The sequence below is a fragment of the Pseudomonas nabeulensis genome (genome assembly GCF_004682045.1).
GTDB lineage: Bacteria > Pseudomonadota > Gammaproteobacteria > Pseudomonadales > Pseudomonadaceae > Aquipseudomonas > Aquipseudomonas nabeulensis.
This window is the reverse complement of record NZ_QUZT01000003.1, coordinates 18,063-35,475: the sequence shown is the minus strand read 5'-3', so window position 1 is coordinate 35,475 and position 17,413 is coordinate 18,063. Positions and strand designations below refer to the sequence as shown.

Annotated in this window: 17 protein-coding genes; 5 read left to right on the top strand and 12 right to left on the bottom strand. The window is 59.8% G+C overall.

The genetic code is table 11. The annotated features are described in order from the left end of the window. The first annotated feature begins 253 nt into the window (after positions 1–253). Both mprF and DYL61_RS02530 read left to right on the top strand, forming a co-directional pair. Complete coding sequence (gene mprF, locus DYL61_RS02535; protein WP_135307077.1) at positions 254–2,896, top strand: bifunctional lysylphosphatidylglycerol flippase/synthetase MprF; 2,643 nt, start codon at positions 254–256, stop codon at positions 2,894–2,896. Next, entirely contained in the window at positions 2,896–4,182 is a 1,287-nt protein-coding gene (locus DYL61_RS02530) for a virulence factor family protein (RefSeq protein ID WP_135307076.1), read from the top strand. Before mprF ends, DYL61_RS02530 begins: the two co-directional genes overlap by 1 nt. Positions 4,183–4,331: 149 nt before the next feature. Here DYL61_RS02530 and recJ read toward each other — a convergent pair whose 3' ends face one another. Together recJ and DYL61_RS02520 are read right to left on the bottom strand one after the other, a co-directional pair. Further along, positions 4,332–6,041, bottom strand: coding sequence for a single-stranded-DNA-specific exonuclease RecJ (gene recJ / locus DYL61_RS02525; RefSeq protein WP_135307075.1), 1,710 nt, complete (start codon positions 6,039–6,041; stop codon positions 4,332–4,334). A 173-nt stretch (positions 6,042–6,214) separates the two neighbouring features. After that, a complete protein-coding gene (locus DYL61_RS02520; RefSeq protein ID WP_105695334.1) occupies positions 6,215–6,757 on the bottom strand; it encodes a YaeQ family protein in 543 nt (180 codons plus the stop codon). 136 nt (positions 6,758–6,893) lie between these two features. On the opposite strand from DYL61_RS02520, the gene DYL61_RS02515 reads away from it, so the two are divergent. Continuing rightward, positions 6,894–8,093: a CaiB/BaiF CoA transferase family protein gene (locus DYL61_RS02515; RefSeq protein ID WP_135307074.1), complete on the top strand. Its 1,200-nt coding sequence runs from the start codon at positions 6,894–6,896 to the stop codon at positions 8,091–8,093. Continuing rightward, complete coding sequence (locus tag DYL61_RS02510) at positions 8,093–8,965, top strand: TIGR02285 family protein (RefSeq protein ID WP_135307073.1); 873 nt, start codon at positions 8,093–8,095, stop codon at positions 8,963–8,965. The genes DYL61_RS02515 and DYL61_RS02510 overlap by 1 nt, the downstream gene beginning before the upstream one ends. Before the next feature lie 174 nt (positions 8,966–9,139). Here the strand turns inward: DYL61_RS02510 and DYL61_RS02505 are convergent, their stop codons facing one another. Further along, on the bottom strand, positions 9,140–9,424 hold the full coding sequence (locus tag DYL61_RS02505) for a DUF3509 domain-containing protein (RefSeq protein ID WP_105695331.1): 285 nt from the start codon (positions 9,422–9,424) through the stop codon (positions 9,140–9,142). Positions 9,425–9,740: 316 nt separating this feature from the next. Between DYL61_RS02505 and DYL61_RS02500 the strand changes: the two genes are divergently transcribed. Next, positions 9,741–9,941, top strand: a complete 201-nt coding sequence (locus tag DYL61_RS02500; protein ID WP_043205840.1) for a hypothetical protein — start codon at positions 9,741–9,743, stop codon at positions 9,939–9,941. Between the two features lie 79 nt (positions 9,942–10,020). Here the strand turns inward: DYL61_RS02500 and thrC are convergent, their stop codons facing one another. The 9 genes from thrC to rpsP all read right to left on the bottom strand — a co-directional run bounded on the left by thrC (position 10,021) and on the right by rpsP (position 17,250). Beyond that, positions 10,021–11,430, bottom strand: a complete 1,410-nt coding sequence (thrC, locus tag DYL61_RS02495; RefSeq protein ID WP_135307072.1) for a threonine synthase — start codon at positions 11,428–11,430, stop codon at positions 10,021–10,023. A 67-nt stretch (positions 11,431–11,497) separates the two neighbouring features. Continuing rightward, the gene (locus tag DYL61_RS02490; protein WP_135307071.1) at positions 11,498–12,802 is read right to left on the bottom strand and encodes a homoserine dehydrogenase; all 1,305 of its coding nucleotides are present in this window, start codon (positions 12,800–12,802) and stop codon (positions 11,498–11,500) included. An 84-nt stretch (positions 12,803–12,886) separates the two neighbouring features. Continuing rightward, a complete protein-coding gene (locus DYL61_RS02485; protein ID WP_064053737.1) occupies positions 12,887–13,618 on the bottom strand; it encodes a thioredoxin fold domain-containing protein in 732 nt (243 codons plus the stop codon). Positions 13,619–13,760: 142 nt separating this feature from the next. Then, on the bottom strand, positions 13,761–14,657 hold the full coding sequence (gene xerD / locus DYL61_RS02480; RefSeq protein WP_105695327.1) for a site-specific tyrosine recombinase XerD: 897 nt from the start codon (positions 14,655–14,657) through the stop codon (positions 13,761–13,763). Between the two features lie 152 nt (positions 14,658–14,809). Continuing rightward, positions 14,810–15,223 (bottom strand): acyl-CoA thioesterase, encoded by a 414-nt coding sequence (locus tag DYL61_RS02475; RefSeq protein ID WP_017736774.1) that lies wholly within the window; start codon positions 15,221–15,223, stop codon positions 14,810–14,812. Between the two features lie 82 nt (positions 15,224–15,305). Beyond that, a complete protein-coding gene (rplS, locus tag DYL61_RS02470) occupies positions 15,306–15,656 on the bottom strand; it encodes a 50S ribosomal protein L19 (RefSeq protein ID WP_030139558.1) in 351 nt (116 codons plus the stop codon). A 45-nt stretch (positions 15,657–15,701) separates the two neighbouring features. Beyond that, positions 15,702–16,475: a tRNA (guanosine(37)-N1)-methyltransferase TrmD gene (gene trmD, locus DYL61_RS02465; protein ID WP_177343966.1), complete on the bottom strand. Its 774-nt coding sequence runs from the start codon at positions 16,473–16,475 to the stop codon at positions 15,702–15,704. Next, positions 16,457–16,993, bottom strand: a complete 537-nt coding sequence (gene rimM / locus DYL61_RS02460; protein ID WP_003175898.1) for a ribosome maturation factor RimM — start codon at positions 16,991–16,993, stop codon at positions 16,457–16,459. Before rimM ends, trmD begins: the two co-directional genes overlap by 19 nt. Positions 16,994–16,998: 5 nt before the next feature. Next, positions 16,999–17,250 carry a 30S ribosomal protein S16 gene (rpsP, locus tag DYL61_RS02455; RefSeq protein WP_025854836.1) on the bottom strand — a complete coding sequence of 84 codons (252 nt, stop codon included), beginning with the start codon at positions 17,248–17,250 and terminating at the stop codon, positions 16,999–17,001. Positions 17,251–17,413: the final 163 nt, after the last annotated feature.

Genomic DNA, 17,413 nt, shown 5'->3' with positions numbered 1-17,413 from the left:
TGGCCTTTTTTGTATCCGCAAAAAAAGTTCTTCTGAAACAATGACATGGCATCTTTCATGAAACCGTAAATGGTTTGTAGAGTCCATTTCATTGCAAGCTATGCTCAATGCTCAAGCGCTACCCCTCTACGACCAATGGCCGCTGTCGCCGCACTCGGTGATACGCGTTAATATTTGTAATTATTTTGTCCATAGGGATTGGTAACTTGGCTGGATACCTCCATCCTGTCGCGCACAATCCACGAGGTGATTGATGCGCGCCAACTCGTCTGAAACACAAGACACCGTCACAGCAGAACAACCGATCACTCCTACCCGTCTGCGTTGGCTGGATCTGTTAAGCAAATACCGGCAACCCATCGGGCTGGCCGTTACCCTGTTGCTGTTCGCAATCGCCCTGATCGCCTGCCGACACCTGCTGCTGGAACTGGATCTCTACGCGCTCCATGACTCCATCCTGGAAGTGCCCAAGCCTGCGTTGCTCGGCGCCTTTGCCGCCGCAGTCGCCGGTTTCGTCATTCTGTTGGGTTACGAATTTTCCGGCGCGCGCTACGCCGGTGTGAAGCTGCCAGCCAAGACCTTGGCCCATGGTGGATTTACCGCCTTTGCCATTGGCAATGCGATTGGCCTGTCGATGCTGTCCGGTGGTTCGGTGCGTTATCGCCTGTATGCCCGCCACGGCATCGGCGCATCGGAAGTCGCGCGCATGACGGTATTCGCCAGCCTCGCGCTCGGTTGCGCCCTGCCCCCGCTGGCGGCGCTGGCGACCTTGAGCAACCTGCCGGCCGCCGCAACCGCGTTGGGGTTATCCGAAGGTTTGCTCGGCGGCGTTGCCGGTGCTGTGCTGTTGCTGACGGTTGCACTGTGTATCGGTCTCTATCGGCGTCGTTTGCCAGAGCAACCCTTTGCCGACAACCTGCTGGTGCAGATTGGCCGTCGCACACTGCGCCTGCCTGGCGCCCGCCTGACGTTCCTGCAATTGATCATCACCGCACTCGACGTCGCCGCAGCCGCTACCGTCCTTTATATGCTATTGCCGGAAGCGCCGCCGTTCGGCCCATTCCTGCTGGTGTATCTGCTGGCCTTGGCCGCCGGTGTGCTCAGCCATGTACCCGGTGGCGTGGGTGTATTCGAAGCGATCCTGCTCGCCGCCTTTGCCGACAAACTCGGCGCTGCGCCACTGGCCGCCGCCCTGCTGCTGTACCGCATGATCTACGTGGTGCTGCCACTGCTGATCGCCTGCGTGTTCCTGCTGGTCAACGAAGCGCAGCGCCTGTTCCAGACTCAGCAAAGTCTGCGGGTTGCGTCAGGGCTGGCAGCGCCAGTACTGGCCGTACTGGTTTTTTTGTCCGGCGTGGTCCTGCTGTTTTCCGGCGCCACGCCGGAAATCGATTCACGCCTGGAAAACATCGGCTTCCTGATTCCCCACCGCCTGATTGATGCTTCGCACTTCGGTGCCAGCCTGATCGGCGTGCTGTGCCTGTTGCTCGCCCAAGGTTTGCGCCGACGCCTCTCGGCGGCCTGGATGCTGACCATGGTGCTGCTGCTGACCGGCGCCCTGCTCTCGCTGCTCAAGGGTTTCGACTGGGAAGAAGCCAGCCTGATGACCATGACGGCGGTGCTGCTGGCGATTTTCCGGCGCTCGTTCTACCGCGCCAGCCGCCTGACCGAGTTGCCGTTTTCGCCGCTGTACCTGGTGGCCAGTGTGTGCGTGCTGGGGGCTTCGATCTGGTTGCTGCTGTTTGCCTACCAGGACGTCCCCTACAGCCATCAACTGTGGTGGCAGTTCACCCTCGACGCCAACGCCCCACGCGGCCTGCGCTCGTTGCTGGGTGCCGCTGTCGTGCTGGTGATCGTGTCGCTGACCTGGCTGCTGCGCACCGCGCGCCCGGTGATCCACCTGCCCACCCCGGATGAACTGGAACGCGCCAGCAAGATCCTGATGGCCTCGTCCCAACCCGACGGCGGCCTGGCGCTCACTGGCGACAAAGCGCTGCTGTTCCATCCCAATGATGAAGCTTTTCTCATGTACGCCCGTCGCGGGCGTAGCCTGGTAGCCTTGTACGACCCGATCGGGCCGACCCTGGCACGGGCCGAAATGATCTGGCAGTTCCGTGACCTCTGCGACATTCACCACGCGCGCCCGGTGTTCTATCAGGTGCGGGCGGAGAACCTGCCGTACTACATGGACATCGGCCTTACCGCGATCAAGCTGGGCGAAGAAGCCCGCGTCGACCTGAAACGCTTTGACCTGGAAGCCAAGGGCAAAGAGATGAAGGACCTGCGCTACACCTGGAACCGTGGCACCCGGGACGGCTTGTCCCTGGAGATCTGCGATGCGGGCATGGCGCCGATGGATGAACTCAAGGTCATCTCCGACGCCTGGCTGACCGGCAAGAACGTGCGGGAAAAGGGCTTTTCCCTGGGCCGTTTCAGCGACGACTACCTCAAGCACTTTCGCATTGCGATCATTCGCTTCGAAGGGCGCCCGGTGGCCTTCGCCAACCTGCTCGAGACCTTCAACCACGACCTGGCCAGTCTCGACTTGATGCGTGCCCACCCGGACGCGCCCAAGCTGACCATGGAATTCATGATGGTCGGCCTGATTCAACACTATAAGAGTCACGGCTACGCCCGCTTCAGCCTCGGCATGGTGCCGTTGTCGGGCCTGCAACCCCGTCGCGGCGCGCCACTGACCCAGCGCCTGGGCTCGATGGTGTTCCGTCGTGGCGAGCAACTGTATAACTTCCAAGGTTTGCGCCGCTTCAAAGACAAGTTCCAGCCTGACTGGGAACCCCGTTACATGGCCGTGCCCGCAGGACTTGATCCGCTGGTGGCACTGGCCGATACCGCCGCCCTGATCGCGGGCGGCTTGACTGGATTGGTGAAACGCTGATGATTCGACGTTCCTGGCGGTATGTATTGGCTTTTGTAGTGCTGCTCGCCCTGATCCTGGGTGGCGGCTATTGGTACTGGAACCGCCCTGCCCCGCAACCGACCCTGGAGCAACTGCCCCAGGCCGACGGCTCGGTGATGACCCGCGTGACCCCGTACGGCACAGCCAAAGCCCGCGTCGCAGTGGCCGTGATGGCCGATGAAACCCTGACCGACAGCCAACTGATCGCCCTCAGCCAGGGAGGCACGGCACAGATTGTCCAAGTGATCCTGCCCAAGGATGACTGCAAGCTGCAGGAGCAAGCGCTGCAAAACGCCCTGGGCCAGCTCAAGGGCCCGGCGACGCTGGTCAGCGGCATCGGCCCTGGCGCCGCCCTCGCCTGGCGCTGGCTGGCCACCCAGAACGACGACAAGGCCAACGCCATCTCCGTCGGCTTCGCCCTGGTGCAGGAAGGCTGCAAGGACCCACTGCCAAAAACGTCGGCCCACGGTAACTGGCTGGTGGCCTGGAACGATAACCCTGACGATGAAAGCGCCAGTTTCGTGCGTGACACACCACGTGCCACCACCAGCATCAGCGACTACGACATTCACTACCCGCAAGTGCTGAACAACGAACTGCGCAAGCAACTGGTGGGCTCGGACAATGGCGGCCTGGCCATTCCAGTGGTCGAAGTACCGGCCGGTCAAGCCAAGGACACCGTGACCCTGTTCCTCTCCGGTGACGGCGGCTGGCGTGACCTGGACCGCGACGTCGCGGGCGAGATGGCCAAGATCGGCTACCCGGTGGTGGGCATCGACACCTTGCGCTACTACTGGCAGCACAAGACGCCTGAGCAAAGCGCCAAGGACCTGACTGAGCTAATGCAGCATTACCGTCAGAAGTGGGGCACCAAACGCTTCGTGCTGACCGGCTACTCGTTCGGCGCCGATGTCCTCCCCGCCATCTACAACCGCCTGCCGGAGAACGAACAGCAGCGTGTGGATGCGATCATCCTGTTGGCGTTCGCGCGTACCGGCAGCTTTGAGATCGAAGTGGAAGGCTGGCTGGGCAACGCGGGCAAAGAAGCCGCAACGGGCCCGGAAATGGCCAAGCTGCCGGCGGACAAAGTGGTGTGCATCTATGGTGCAGAGGAAGTCGACGAGAGCGGCTGCACGGACAAGACTGCGGTGGGTGAAGCGTTGAAGCTGCCAGGTGGGCATCACTTTGATGAGAACTACCCGGCGCTGGCAAAGCGGTTGGTGGATATCATCGTGAAGCATCAGGCCAAGGATAAAGCTGAGTAATTTCAGGCTGTACGCAAAAAATGTGGGAGGGGGCTTGCCCCCGATAGCGGTGGTTCAGTCAAAGGTTCAGTGACTGACACTCAGCTATCGGGGGCAAGTCGAATCGTCGCACCGCCCCTCCCACATTGGTTTTGCGGTGTTGGTGAGGTTTAACGCGGTTCGATATGGGCAATCATCAGTTGCACTGTCTCATTACCCCGAAACTCGTTCACATCCAGCTTGTAGGCCAACTCCACCCACTTCACCGTCGGGTTCGGCCAGACCTCTCGATCCACGCCAAACGCAATACCGTCGAGCTTCACCGACCCGCATTCGGTCTTGAGCACCACCTTCAAGTGTCGCTCCCCCACCACGCGCTGCTCCACCAACTGGAACACACCGTGAAACACCGGCTCGGGAAAGTGCTGGCCCCAAGGACCGGCATGACGCAAGGCGCGGGCCAGTTCCAGGTGAAACTCTTCCACTGCCAGCGTGCCATCGGACAACAAGCGTCCGGTCAGGTCTTCTTCGCGCAGTTGCCGACGTACTTCGGCGTCAAACGCCTCGGCGAACAGTGGGAAGTTTTCCTCCGGCAGTGTCAGCCCCGCCGCCATGGCGTGGCCGCCGTATTTGGCGATCAGGTTGGGATGCTGGCTCGCCACCACCGCCAGGGCATCACGGATGTGAAAGCCCTGCACAGAGCGCCCTGAGCCCTTGAGCAGGCCGTCACCGGCGTCGGCGAAGGCGATGGTCGGGCGGAAGTAACGCTCCTTCATGCGTGACGCCAGGATGCCGATCACGCCTTGGTGCCATTCCGGATCGAACAGGCACAAACCGTAGGGCATCGACTCCACCGGCAAGTCCTTGAGCTGGGCCAGGGCCTCACGCTGCATGCCTTGCTCGATGGATTTGCGATCCTGGTTCATGCCGTCCAGTTGCGCGGCCATTTCCCGTGCGGCGGCGACGTCGGTAGTGAGCAAACATTCGATGCCCAGGCTCATATCATCCAGACGCCCGGCGGCGTTCAGGCGCGGCCCGAGGATAAAGCCCAGGTCGGTGGAGGTGATACGCGCCGCGTCGCGCTTGGCCACTTCCAGGATCGCCTTGATCCCCGGCCGCGCACGCCCTGCGCGAATCCGCTCCAGGCCTTGGTGCACCAGGATGCGGTTGTTGGCGTCCAGGGGCACCACGTCGGCGACGCTGCCCAAGGCCACCAGATCCAGCAGTTCGCCGATGTTCGGCTGCGGTTTGTTCTCGTACCAGCCCAGACTGCGCAGGCGCGCACGCAGGGCCATCAGTACGTAGAAGATCACGCCCACACCGGCCAGGGCCTTGCTGGGGAACGCGCAGCCCGGCTGGTTCGGGTTGACGATAGCGTCCGCCGCCGGCAGTTCATCCCCCGGCAAGTGGTGGTCGGTGACCAACACCTGTAACCCCGCCGCTTTCGCCGCCGCCACGCCTTCGACACTGGAAATACCGTTATCCACCGTGATCAACAACTGCGGCTCGCGTTGCAAGGCGACAGCGACGATCTCCGGGGTCAGGCCATAGCCGTATTCGAAGCGATTGGGCACCAGGTAATCGACATGGGCGGCGCCAAGCAAACGCAGGCCCAGCGTACCCACGGTACTGGCAGTGGCGCCATCGGCGTCGAAGTCACCGACGATCAGGATGCGCTGGCGCTGCTCCAGGGCGGTCACCAACAAATCCACCGCCGCATCGATGCCCTTGAGCTGCTGATAGGGAATCAACCGCGCCAGGCTTTTATCCAGCTCGGCCTCCGACTGCACGCCACGCGCGGCGTAGAGACGGGTCAACAGCGGTGGCAATTCACCGAGGAATGGCAGGGTGGCGGGTAACGGGCGGGGATCGATACGCATGGGGTACTGAGGGCTTCTCTATTGATATAACGGTTAAACAACTATCTTGGAAACAATATGGATAAAAGTGGGAAAGGGCTTGCCCCCGATGGCGATGCATCAGTCAGCTTATCTTCAACTGACCCTCCGCTATCAGGGGCAAGTCGAATCGTCGCACCGCCCCTCCCACATGTTTAACCGCGTTCGCCGACCAACCATTGCAGCTGCACTTCGTGCTGGCCACGGTCATCCGTGACGAACATCGTGCCTTCGCTGATCATCACATCCCACTTGATCACGCGGGGCATGTCCTTGGCCAAGGTCTCCAGGACCTCCTGAGGCACGGCGGCGATGTGTACGTTTTTCAGGTTGTTGGCCACCGGCACCACCTTGCCTTCCCACACACGCAGACTGCCGTAGGCCAGCAGGCTAGTGCGTTCGGTACGGCGCGAGCACCAGGTCAGGCGCTCGGCGTCGGGCTGGCCGACTTCGATCCAGTGCAGAACCCGGTCATCCAGGCTCTTTTCCCACAGGGCCGGCTCGTCTACATCTGACAGGCCACGGCCAAATGCCAACTGCTCGTTGTACCAAAGGGCGTAGGCCAGCAGGCGCACGGTCATGCGCTCTTCGGTTTCCGAAGGATGGCGGGCGATGGTCTGTTTGACGCTCTCGTACACCGAGCGATCAAGGTCGGTAAGGTTGAGTTCGAATTTGTAGGTCGTGGACGGCTGGGCCATGAACGGACTTCTAGAGACAGGGAAAGGCGGCCAGTCTAACCGATGGTGGGGTGATTCAACGAATCCTCCACTGCACGGCGCCGCTCGCCTATGTTAAAAGGCTTCACACCCCCGCCCCGCGCAGACAAGGATCCCCATGTCGTTTAATGCCAAACCGCTTGCTGGCCTGAAAGTCATCGAACTCGGCACGTTGATCGCCGGCCCGTTCGCCTCGCGTATCTGCGCCGAATTCGGTGCCGAGGTGATCAAGGTCGAATCGCCGGACGGCGGCGACCCACTGCGCAAGTGGCGCAAGCTGTATGAAGGCACTTCGCTGTGGTGGTTTGTGCAGGCACGCAACAAGCAGTCACTGACGCTGAACCTCAAGCACCCGGACGGCCTGGCGATTCTCAAGCAGTTGCTGGTCGACGCCGACATCCTGATCGAAAACTTCCGCCCCGGAGTGCTTGAGAAACTCGGCCTGAGCTGGGAGACCTTGCACGCACTCAACCCGAAACTGGTCATGGTGCGGCTCTCGGGCTTTGGCCAGACCGGGCCGATGAAGGATCAGCCGGGGTTTGGCGCGGTGGGTGAGTCAATGGGCGGCTTGCGCTATATCACCGGTTTCGAGGACCGCCCCCCTGTGCGCACAGGCATTTCCATCGGTGATTCGATTGCCGCCTTGTGGGCCGTGATCGGTGCGCTGATGGCGCTACGACACCGCGAAGTCAACGGCGGGCTGGGCCAGGTGGTGGATGTGGCACTGTATGAAGCCATCTTCGCCATGATGGAAAGCATGATCCCCGAGTTCGACGTGTTCGGCTTTATTCGCGAGCGCACCGGCAACATCATGCCCGGCATTACGCCCTCCTCCATTCACACCAGTGCCGACGGCAAGCATGTGCAGATTGGCGCCAACGGTGATGCCATCTTCAAGCGTTTCATGGTCGCCATTGGCCGAGAGGATCTGGCCAATGATCCTGCGCTTGCCAGCAATGACGGGCGAGATAGCCGCCGGGATGAGCTGTACGGTGTGATCGATCGCTGGGTTAATTCGCTGCCACTGGATCAGGTGATCGAGGCCTTGAACAACGCCGAAGTACCGGCGAGCCGCATCTACAGTGCCGAGGACATGCTGGGTGACCCACAATTCCTCGCCCGCGAGATGTTTCTCAACGCCCAGTTGCCCGGCGGCAAGGACTTCAAGATGCCCGGCATCGTGCCCAAGCTGTCGGACACCCCCGGCAGCTGCGAATGGGTCGGGCCCCAGCTGGGTGAACACAACAGCGCAGTACTCAATGGGCTGGGTTATGACGCAGCCGCCATTGTTCGCTTGCGCGAGGCAGGCGCGATCTGATGGCCGCTCGGCTCACTCAGCTGTGCCTCGCTGCGCTTATGGCGTGTGGCTGGCCTCTTGCGGCGAACGCCCAAGACACGTTGATCTGGCTATTGCGCGACTTGCCGCCACTGACCATCTTCGAAGGACCACGCAGTGGCGAAGGCGCCCTGGATCAACTGCTGCCGATGCTGATCGAGCGCTTGCCGGAATATCAGCACCAAGTGCTGCACGTCAACCGCGCCCGTGGCACGCAGATGCTGCGCGAACCCTCGTTCACCTGCGACCCGTCCCTGCTGTGGACGGCGGAGCGGGCGAAGTACGTGGTGTTTTCGAGCCAGGCATTTGTAGTCGCCAGCAATGGGGTCACGCTGCGACGCAGCCAACTCGAAGCCCTGTCAGCGTTTATCACCCAGGATCAATTCGACCTGCACGCCTTCCTGGAGGCCCATAACACCCGGATCGGCACCATTGCAGAACGCAGCTACGGCCCGGCCATCGATGAACAACTCAAGCATGCCGACGCACACAAATTGGCGCTCCATTACGGCAACGATGCCTTGGGCAGCCTGTTGCAGATGCAGCGTCTTGGGCGGCTGGAGGCAGTGCTGGGTTATTGGCCGGAAATCCGCTACCACGCGATGCAGCAGGGCATTGCCTCCGAAGACTTGCGGTTCTATCCGATCAAAGGTTCATCGCCTTACCAGCGCACGTACATTGGTTGCTCGGATACACCTCAAGGGCGCCAGGCCATCGAGCGGATCAACCAGGTTTTGCGCAAGGTCCCGCTGGAGCAGGTGCAACAGTCCTACGCCTCGTGGCTGGACCCAGTGATGCGCGAGCGTTATCTGCACGACAACCCAAGCTTCTTCCAGGATGCGCCAGCGCCGTGACAAATCGCGGGCAAAAAGAAACCCCGAGCAGTGGGGAGACAACTCGGGGTTAAACGTGGCCTACCAATAGAGACCAGTACAACAAGGCACAAACACCGGAGCACAATGTTTGCGCTTGCTGTTATGAAATCTGACCGGGCACGTTGTAGGAAGTTTCCCTGAATAAACAATTCTTCATGCAGCAGCGGCGCTACGTGTCTGGGCGGCATTACGCAAGGCCGCGATGACCGAGGGTTCCAGGCGCCCTTCGGCAATTTTGATGTCGCGCAGCAGGCAATCCACCACATCCACCAACACGCGTTTGTCCAGCAATTGCGCCCGGTCGACGTCACGCTCGACCACGATAGCGCCAGCAGGGTTCTTCACGGTCACCAGACACTCGTCCTGCACACCAGAGGTGGTCAGCGTAACCTGATAAGGGCTCAGTGCTTCTTCGAGCAATAGGCTGATACTTTCCATCTCGATCACCACTCAATAGTTCGGGAACAATCGGTTCAACGGGAGCTGCATCTATCCTAAGTGACTGTTTGTGACGTAGGAAAGTTCGCTTTATCGTCTTTATGGGGTCGTCAGGGAGTGACGGATTCCAGCATGCGCTCGCAACATGACAGGGAAAAAACGGCGGCACATAACTGCTTACGCAATGGCGAGTCGTTTTGGGGTTCGCCCACGGCTGAGCCCGAAGGTGAATCCTATACTCGGTGAGCGCTGGTCACGCTGCTATGCAGATAAAAGCGCATGTCAAAAGGCCCTTATTTTGCGAAGGATGAAGACGATGTTGGAACACGACAAAGAACAAGCCGCACTGGAGAAGATTCACGCCGACATATCACGCATCTATGCGGAGCAACGCAAACTGACTGCCGAGACCCACAAGATAACTCGAGAGAATTTTTGGTACCCCTTGGGCGTCGTCATGGCCATGTTTACGGCTTTCAGCACTGTATTGGCAATCGTACAAAAACTACTCACGTAGTACTTGCGCGGTACGGGCCCTATAAAAACGCCGCTGACCCAAGGAAGGGAAAGCGGCGTTTTTTTTTACGCAGTTCGCCTTACAACGGCTTGCCCCGGTTGCCATGCTGGCTTACAAACGCCTGCACCGCCTTCAAGTCATTGGCCAACACGGTGCAACGCTCTTCGCGCTCCAGCAGGTCGACCAGATGCACCGGCAATTCCAGCGCCTTGCCAACGCCCGCCTTGACCACCGCGTCCGGGAATTTCACCGGGTGAGCGGTACCCAGGATCACCATCGGGATGTCCAGGCTACGGCGGCATTCGCGGGCAGCCTTCACACCGATGGCGGTGTGCGGGTCCAGCACCTCGCCCGTCTGGGCGTAGACTTCAGCGATGGTTTCGCAGGTCTGCGCGTCGTCCACGGCCAGGGAGTCGAACAGCTTGCGGGTTTCGGTCCAACGCTCCTCATCGACGCTGAAACCGCCACCGCTCTTGAAGGTGTCCATCAAACCGGCAATCGCCGCGCCGTTGCGACCGTGCATGTCGAACAGCAGGCGTTCGAAGTTCGACGAGACCATGATGTCCATCGACGGCGACAACGTGGCGTGCAGGGTTTCCTTGACGTACTGGTTGCCGCTCATGAAGCGGTGCAGGATGTCGTTGCGGTTGGTGGCGACGATCAATTGGTTGATCGGCAGGCCCATGTTGCGCGCCAGGTAACCGGCGAAGATGTCGCCGAAATTGCCGGTCGGCACCGAGAACGACACGGAACGCGCCGGGCCGCCCAGTTGCAGGGCTGCATGGAAGTAGTAAACGATCTGGGCCATGATCCGCGCCCAGTTGATCGAGTTTACCGCCACCAGGCGCGTGCCTTTGAGGAAGCTCTGGTCAGCGAAGCTGTTCTTGACCATTTCCTGGCAGTCATCGAAGTTGCCTTCGATGGCGATGTTGTGGATGTTCTCGCCAAAGATGGTAGTCATCTGGCGACGCTGCACTTCCGATACCCGTTGATGCGGGTGCAGGATGAAGATGTCGACGTTTTCGCAGTGCTTGCAGCCTTCGATGGCCGCCGAGCCGGTATCGCCGGAGGTCGCGCCGATGATCACCACGCGCTCGCCGCGCTTTTGCAGCACGTAGTCGAGCAGGCGACCCAGCAGTTGCAGGGCGAAGTCCTTGAACGCCAGGGTCGGGCCGTGGAACAACTCCAATACCCATTCATTGCCGTTCAGTTGGCGCAGTGGTGCGATGGCGCTGTGGGAAAACACGCCGTAGGTTTCTTCGAGGATCTTCTTGAAATCCGCATCCGGAATGCTGCCGGTGACAAACGGGCGCATCACCCGGAACGCCAACTCGTGATACGGCAGGCCGGCCCAGGAAGCGATCTCTTCCTGGGTAAAGCGTGGCAGGTTTTCCGGCACGTACAGGCCGCCGTCAGTGGCAAGGCCTGCCAGCAAGACGTCTTCGAAATTCAGGGCCGGTGCCTGGCCGCGGGTGCTGATGTAACGCATGACTGGCTCCTCTAAAACATTCTCGAACAGAGGCCGCCACACACGCGGGGCCTCTGGAACAGATCGGTTAGTTCAAGTGCTCGACGCGGATGCGCACCACCGGGCCAACCACGCCTTGCAGGGCTTCCAGGGCGGCGATGGCATCGTTGATGTGCTGTTCGAGCACACGGTGAGTCAGCAGGATCATCGGCACCAGGCCGTCTTGCTCCTCGACTTCCTTCTGCATGATCGACTCTATATTGATACCGCGCTCCGACAGGATGCTGGCCACCTGCGCCAACACGCCCGGATGGTCCTTGGCCTGGATGCGCAGGTAGTAGGCGCTTTCGCTGGCTTCGATCGGCAGGATCGGGTGGGCCGACAGCGAGTCCGGCTGGAAAGCCAGGTGCGGCACGCGGTTTTCCGGGTCGCTGGTCATGGCGCGAACCACGTCCACCAGGTCGGCGATCACCGAGGAAGCCGTTGGCTCCATGCCAGCGCCGGCGCCGTAGAACAGCGTCGAACCGGCAGCGTCACCGTTGACCATCACGGCGTTCATCACGCCATTGACGTTGGCGATCAGGCGATCAGCCGGGATCAGCGTCGGGTGCACACGCAACTCGATACCGGCCGGAGTGCTGCGCGCCACGCCCAGGTGCTTGATGCGGTAGCCCAGGGCTTCGGCGTAGTTCACATCGGCCGTGGTCAGCTGGGTGATGCCTTCGGTGTAGGCCTTGTCGAACTGCAGCGGGATACCAAAGGCGATGGACGCCAGGATGGTCAACTTGTGCGCAGCGTCGATGCCTTCCACGTCGAACGTCGGGTCGGCTTCGGCGTAACCCAGGGCCTGGGCCTCGGCCAGCACGTCTTCGAAGGTACGGCCCTTCTCACGCATTTCAGTGAGGATGAAGTTACCGGTGCCATTGATGATGCCGGCCACCCAATTGATGCGGTTGGCGGAAAGGCCTTCACGGATCGCCTTGATCACCGGGATACCACCGGCGACGGCGGCTTCGAACGCTACGATCACGCCCTTCTCGCGAGCCTTGGCGAAGATCTCGTTGCCGTGCACGGCGATCAGCGCCTTGTTGGCGGTGACCACATGCTTGCCGTTTTCGATGGCCTTGAGCACCAGGTCACGGGCCACGGTGTAGCCGCCGACCAGCTCGATAACGATATCGATCTCAGGGTTGGTGGCAACGGCGAAGACATCGTTGGTAATCGCAATACCGGTCGTTTCGAACTGAGGCTTTGGCGAACGCGTGGCAATCTGCGCCACTTCAATCCCGCGACCTGCACGGCGGGAAATTTCCTCAGCGTTACGCTGAAGTACGTTAAAGGTTCCGCCACCGACGGTCCCTAACCCACAGATGCCTACTTTGACCGGTTTCACTGAAGAACTCCCCATGAAACGGCCGACGCGAGGTCGGCCGTGGAAAACAGCCGCACAACTGCGGCTTTAAATTAACGATACGGTTTATTTGGCACTGAGCGCCAGTTTGGCAACTTGTGGTGCCGGCTGGTAGCCCGGAATCACTTGGCCGTCAGCCAAAACGATGGCCGGTGTACCGTTCACGCCAATGGACTGGCCGAGGGCGAACTGCTTGGAAACCGGGTTGGCGCATTTGGCCGCCTTGATTTCCTTGCCATCGACCATCTTGTCCATGGCGGCCTTTTTATCGGCCGAGCACCATACCGCCTGCAACTGCTCATCACCCGGCGAGCCCAGGCCCTGGCGCGGGAACGCTACGTAGCGCACTTCCACACCCAGCTTGTTCAGCGCAGGCACTTCGGCGTGCAGCTTGTGGCAGTACGGGCAAGTGGTGTCGGTGAACACGGTGATGTGGGTCTTGGTCTCGCCGATGGCCGGGTAAACCACGGTCTCAGCCACCGGAATGCCGTTGATCAGCTTGGACACGCCCAGACGTTCGGCTTTCTCGGTGAGGTTGACCGGCTTACCGTCTTTCAACTGGAACAGGTAGCCCTGCACGATGTACTGGCCATCGGCACTGGCGTACAGCACGCGGCTGCCCTTGAGCTTGACTTCGTACAGGCCGGCCATTGGGCTGGCGCTGATGCTTTCGATTGGCGTGTCGAGCTGCAGGTTGGCCAGGCTCTTGCGGATGGTCTGCTCGGCAGCATCATCGGCGACAACAAAAGTGGAAACCAACGCAATGGCTGCGGCGGCAATAATCTGGGTCAAGCGCATGGGAACTCCTGAAGGCAGATGCAGGGACGGGAGCAAGAACACTGAACGGAAAACACAGGTTTGGGCCGTCCCCTTTGCGAACCGGCAAAGCCTACCACAGTTGGGCCGCAGGGCAGCCCGCAGTGGCTTAAATTGGCGTTATTCAGCCACGCGGATGGTGCTTGGCGTGCATATCCTGCAAGCGCGCGCGGGCGACGTGGGTGTAGATCTGGGTTGTGGATAAGTCGCTGTGGCCGAGCAGCATTTGCACCACGCGCAAATCTGCGCCGTGATTGAGCAAATGGGTGGCGAAAGCGTGACGTAATGTGTGGGGCGACAGGCTCTTGCCGATACCGGCCACCTTGGCCTGATGCTTGATGCGGTGCCAGAACGTCTGGCGTGTCATCTGCTCACCACGCTGGCTGGGAAACAGTACATCACTGGGGCGACCACCGAGCAATTCGCTGCGCCCGTCGCGCATATAGCGCTCGACCCACACAATCGCCTCCTCGCCCATCGGCACCAATCGTTCCTTGCTGCCCTTGCCCATCACCCGCAGCACGCCCTGGCGCAGGTTGACTTGCTCCAGGGTCAGGCTGATCAACTCGGTGACCCGCAGGCCGCAGGCATACAGCACTTCGAGCATGGCACGGTCGCGCTGGCCGATGGCTTCGCTCAAGTCGGGCGCGGCGAGCAAGGCATCGACGTCAGCTTCCGACAGGGATTTAGGCAAAGGCCTACCAAGCTGCGGCATGTCGACTTGCAGGGTTGGGTCGAGGGCGATCAGTTTTTCCCGCAGCAAATAACGATAAAAGCCGCGCACACCGGAAAGGAATCGCGCAGTAGAACGAGGCTTGTAGTTTTGCTCCAGGCGCCAGGCCAGGTGATCGAGGATCAACTCGCGTCCGGCGTTGACCAGCTCGAGATTTTTCTCCTGTAGCCAGCCGTTGAACAGGGCCAGGTCGCTGCGGTAGGCCTGGCGGGTGTTGTCCGACAGGCCTTTTTCCAGCCAGAGAGCGTCGAGGAAGCGGTCGATCAAGGGGTGGTCAATGGCGGGCATGGGGGCTCGGGCGGATTACTGTAGTGTCTATTAGATCCTATCGCAGGCAAGCCAGCTCCCACAGGGGTTTTGTGTCTGACCAATGATTTGTGACCGACACCGGTCAAATGTGGGAGCTGGCTTGCCTGCGATAGCCGCGACTCGGTCACGGATCAGTCCACAAACCCCGGCAGCACCGGCACCGGCCGCTTATCCGCATCAATCGCCACAAAGCTGAACACCCCCTGGATCGCCCTCTCACGACCATCGGCACTCATGCTCTCGACGAACACCTCGACCTCAACCTTGAGGCTGGTATTACCCACTTTGATCACACGCCCAATCAGCTCAACGATAGAGCCCGCCGGGATCGCATGATTGAAGTCGATACGGTCTGTGGAGACTGTCACCAACGGCAACCGGCAAAACCGCGTGGCGGTGATAAACGACACCTCATCCATCCAGGCCAGCGCAGTGCCGCCGAACAACGTGTTGTGATGGTTGGTGGTCGGCGGGAACACTGCCTTGGTCACATGGGTAACGGACAGGTCGGTGCGGCGCTGGATTTCTTCAAGGCGGGTGGTCATTAACAAATACCGGGGAATAGACAAATTTCAGGCACAAAAAAGCAGCCCGTAGGCTGCTTTTTTCTGCATCGGGAAGCTGGACTTAAGCCAGTTTTTCCTTGATGCGAGCTGCTTTACCGGACAGGTCACGCAGGTAGTACAGCTTGGCTTTACGTACGTCACCGCGACGCTTAACGGCCATGCTGTCGATTTGCGGGCTGTAGGTCTGGAAAGTACGCTCTACGCCAACACCGTTGGAGATTTTACGAACAGTGAAAGCACTGTTCACACCACGGTTACGCTTGGCGATTACCACGCCTTCGAACGCTTGCAGACGCGCACGGTCGCCTTCCTTCACTTTCACCTGAACGACAATGGTGTCGCCCGGGGCAAAGGTAGGGATCTCTTTGGTCATCTGCTCTGCTTCGAGTGCAAGGATGATTTTGTTAGTCATGCTGTGCTCCTAAGGTAAGTCAATGGACCTACCATCGATACGTTGTTAACTATCGTCCCGCGCGAGGATGTATTCCTCGAGCAGCTTCTTCTCTTCTCCAGAAAGCGAGCGGCTTTCCAGAAGATCGGCGCGTCGTTCATAGGTCCGACCAAGGGACTGCTGTAAACGCCAACGCCGGATGTGTGCGTGATTGCCACTTAGCAACACGTCGGGAACACGCTGATCCGCATACACCTCCGGACGGGTGTAGTGCGGGCAATCCAGCAAACCATCCGTGAAGGAATCTTCCTCCGCGGAGTCCGCATGCCCTAAAGCTCCAGGCAGCAGTCGTGTAACCGCATCTATCAGGACCATCGCCGGCAGCTCGCCGCCAGACAGGACATAGTCCCCAATCGACCACTCTTCATCGACATGAGCCTCAATAAAGCGCTCGTCAATGCCTTCATAGCGACCGGCAATCAGGATCAGTGCTTCCTCATTCGCCAGTTCGCGTACCGCAGCCTGTTTCAGCTGACGGCCTTGAGGGGACAGGTAAATTACCTTCGCCTTCTCCCCGGCAGCAGCCTTGGCCTCAACCAATGCGTCTTCCAGGGGCTTGATCTTCATCACCATGCCCGGACCACCGCCAAATGGGCGATCATCCACAGTGTGATGTCGATCCGTCGTGTAGTCTCGCGGGTTCCAACAGGTGAGCTGCAAGAGCCCCTGTTTCACCGCCCGACTGGTGATGCCGTACTCGCTGATGGCGGAGAACATCTCGGGAAACAAACTGATCACTTCAATGCGCAAATTAGCCACGCTTAGAAGTCCGCGTCCCATTCCACCTTCATCTCGCCCGCGGCCAGGTCGACGGCCAACACACATTGCTCGGTATACGGCAACAGGCGTTCGCGATCATCCAGGCTGCCAGCGCAAGGCTTGACCACCATTACATCATTGGCGCCGGTTTCCAGAAGATGATCGATTTTCCCGAGCAACTGCCCGAGTTGATCAATAACCTTCAGACCTTCCAGCTGGTACCAGTAGTACTCGCCGTCGGTCAATTCAGGGAACAGGTTGCGCGGCACGCAGATCTCATAACCAGCCAGAAGACGAGCTTCTTCACGATCATCAAGACCCTTGAGCTTTGCGACCAGGAACTTATCGCTCCCGCGTCCACTGACCAGCTCGACCTGTTTCACGCTACCTTCGCGCTTGAGCGTCCAGGTTTTGTACTGCAACAGGTTTTCAGTCGGATCAGTAAAGGAATACACCTTCACTTCGCCGCGAACGCCATGAACAGAGTAAATCTTGCCGATAACGATCAAATCATCAGCAACAGCTGGCGTCGCGTTCATATTGCTCAGGCTGCGGCCTTAGCCGAGTCCTTCAACAGCTGAGCAACACGCTCAGACGGTTGTGCACCAACGCTCAGCCAGTAGGCTACGCGCTCTTGGTTCACGGACAGACGAACTTCTTGACCACGAGCGATCGGGTTGAAGAAGCCAACTTGTTCCTTGTGAGAGCCGTCACGTGGGTTGCGGCTGTCAGTTACGGTCAAGTGGTAAAACGGGCGCTTTTTGGAGCCGCCAAGGGCAAGACGGATTGTTAGCATGTGAACATCGTTCCTGTAGTCGGTGCTGCAAATCTAAATGCACAGCGGGCATAGGTGCCCGAAAGGCCGCATATTCTAAGGAATATCCGGACTTTTGCAAATGTCTTTTTCTGGCGCCTATCAGCGTGCCATTCAGATCTGCTATAGAGCCGTCGGTTAAAAC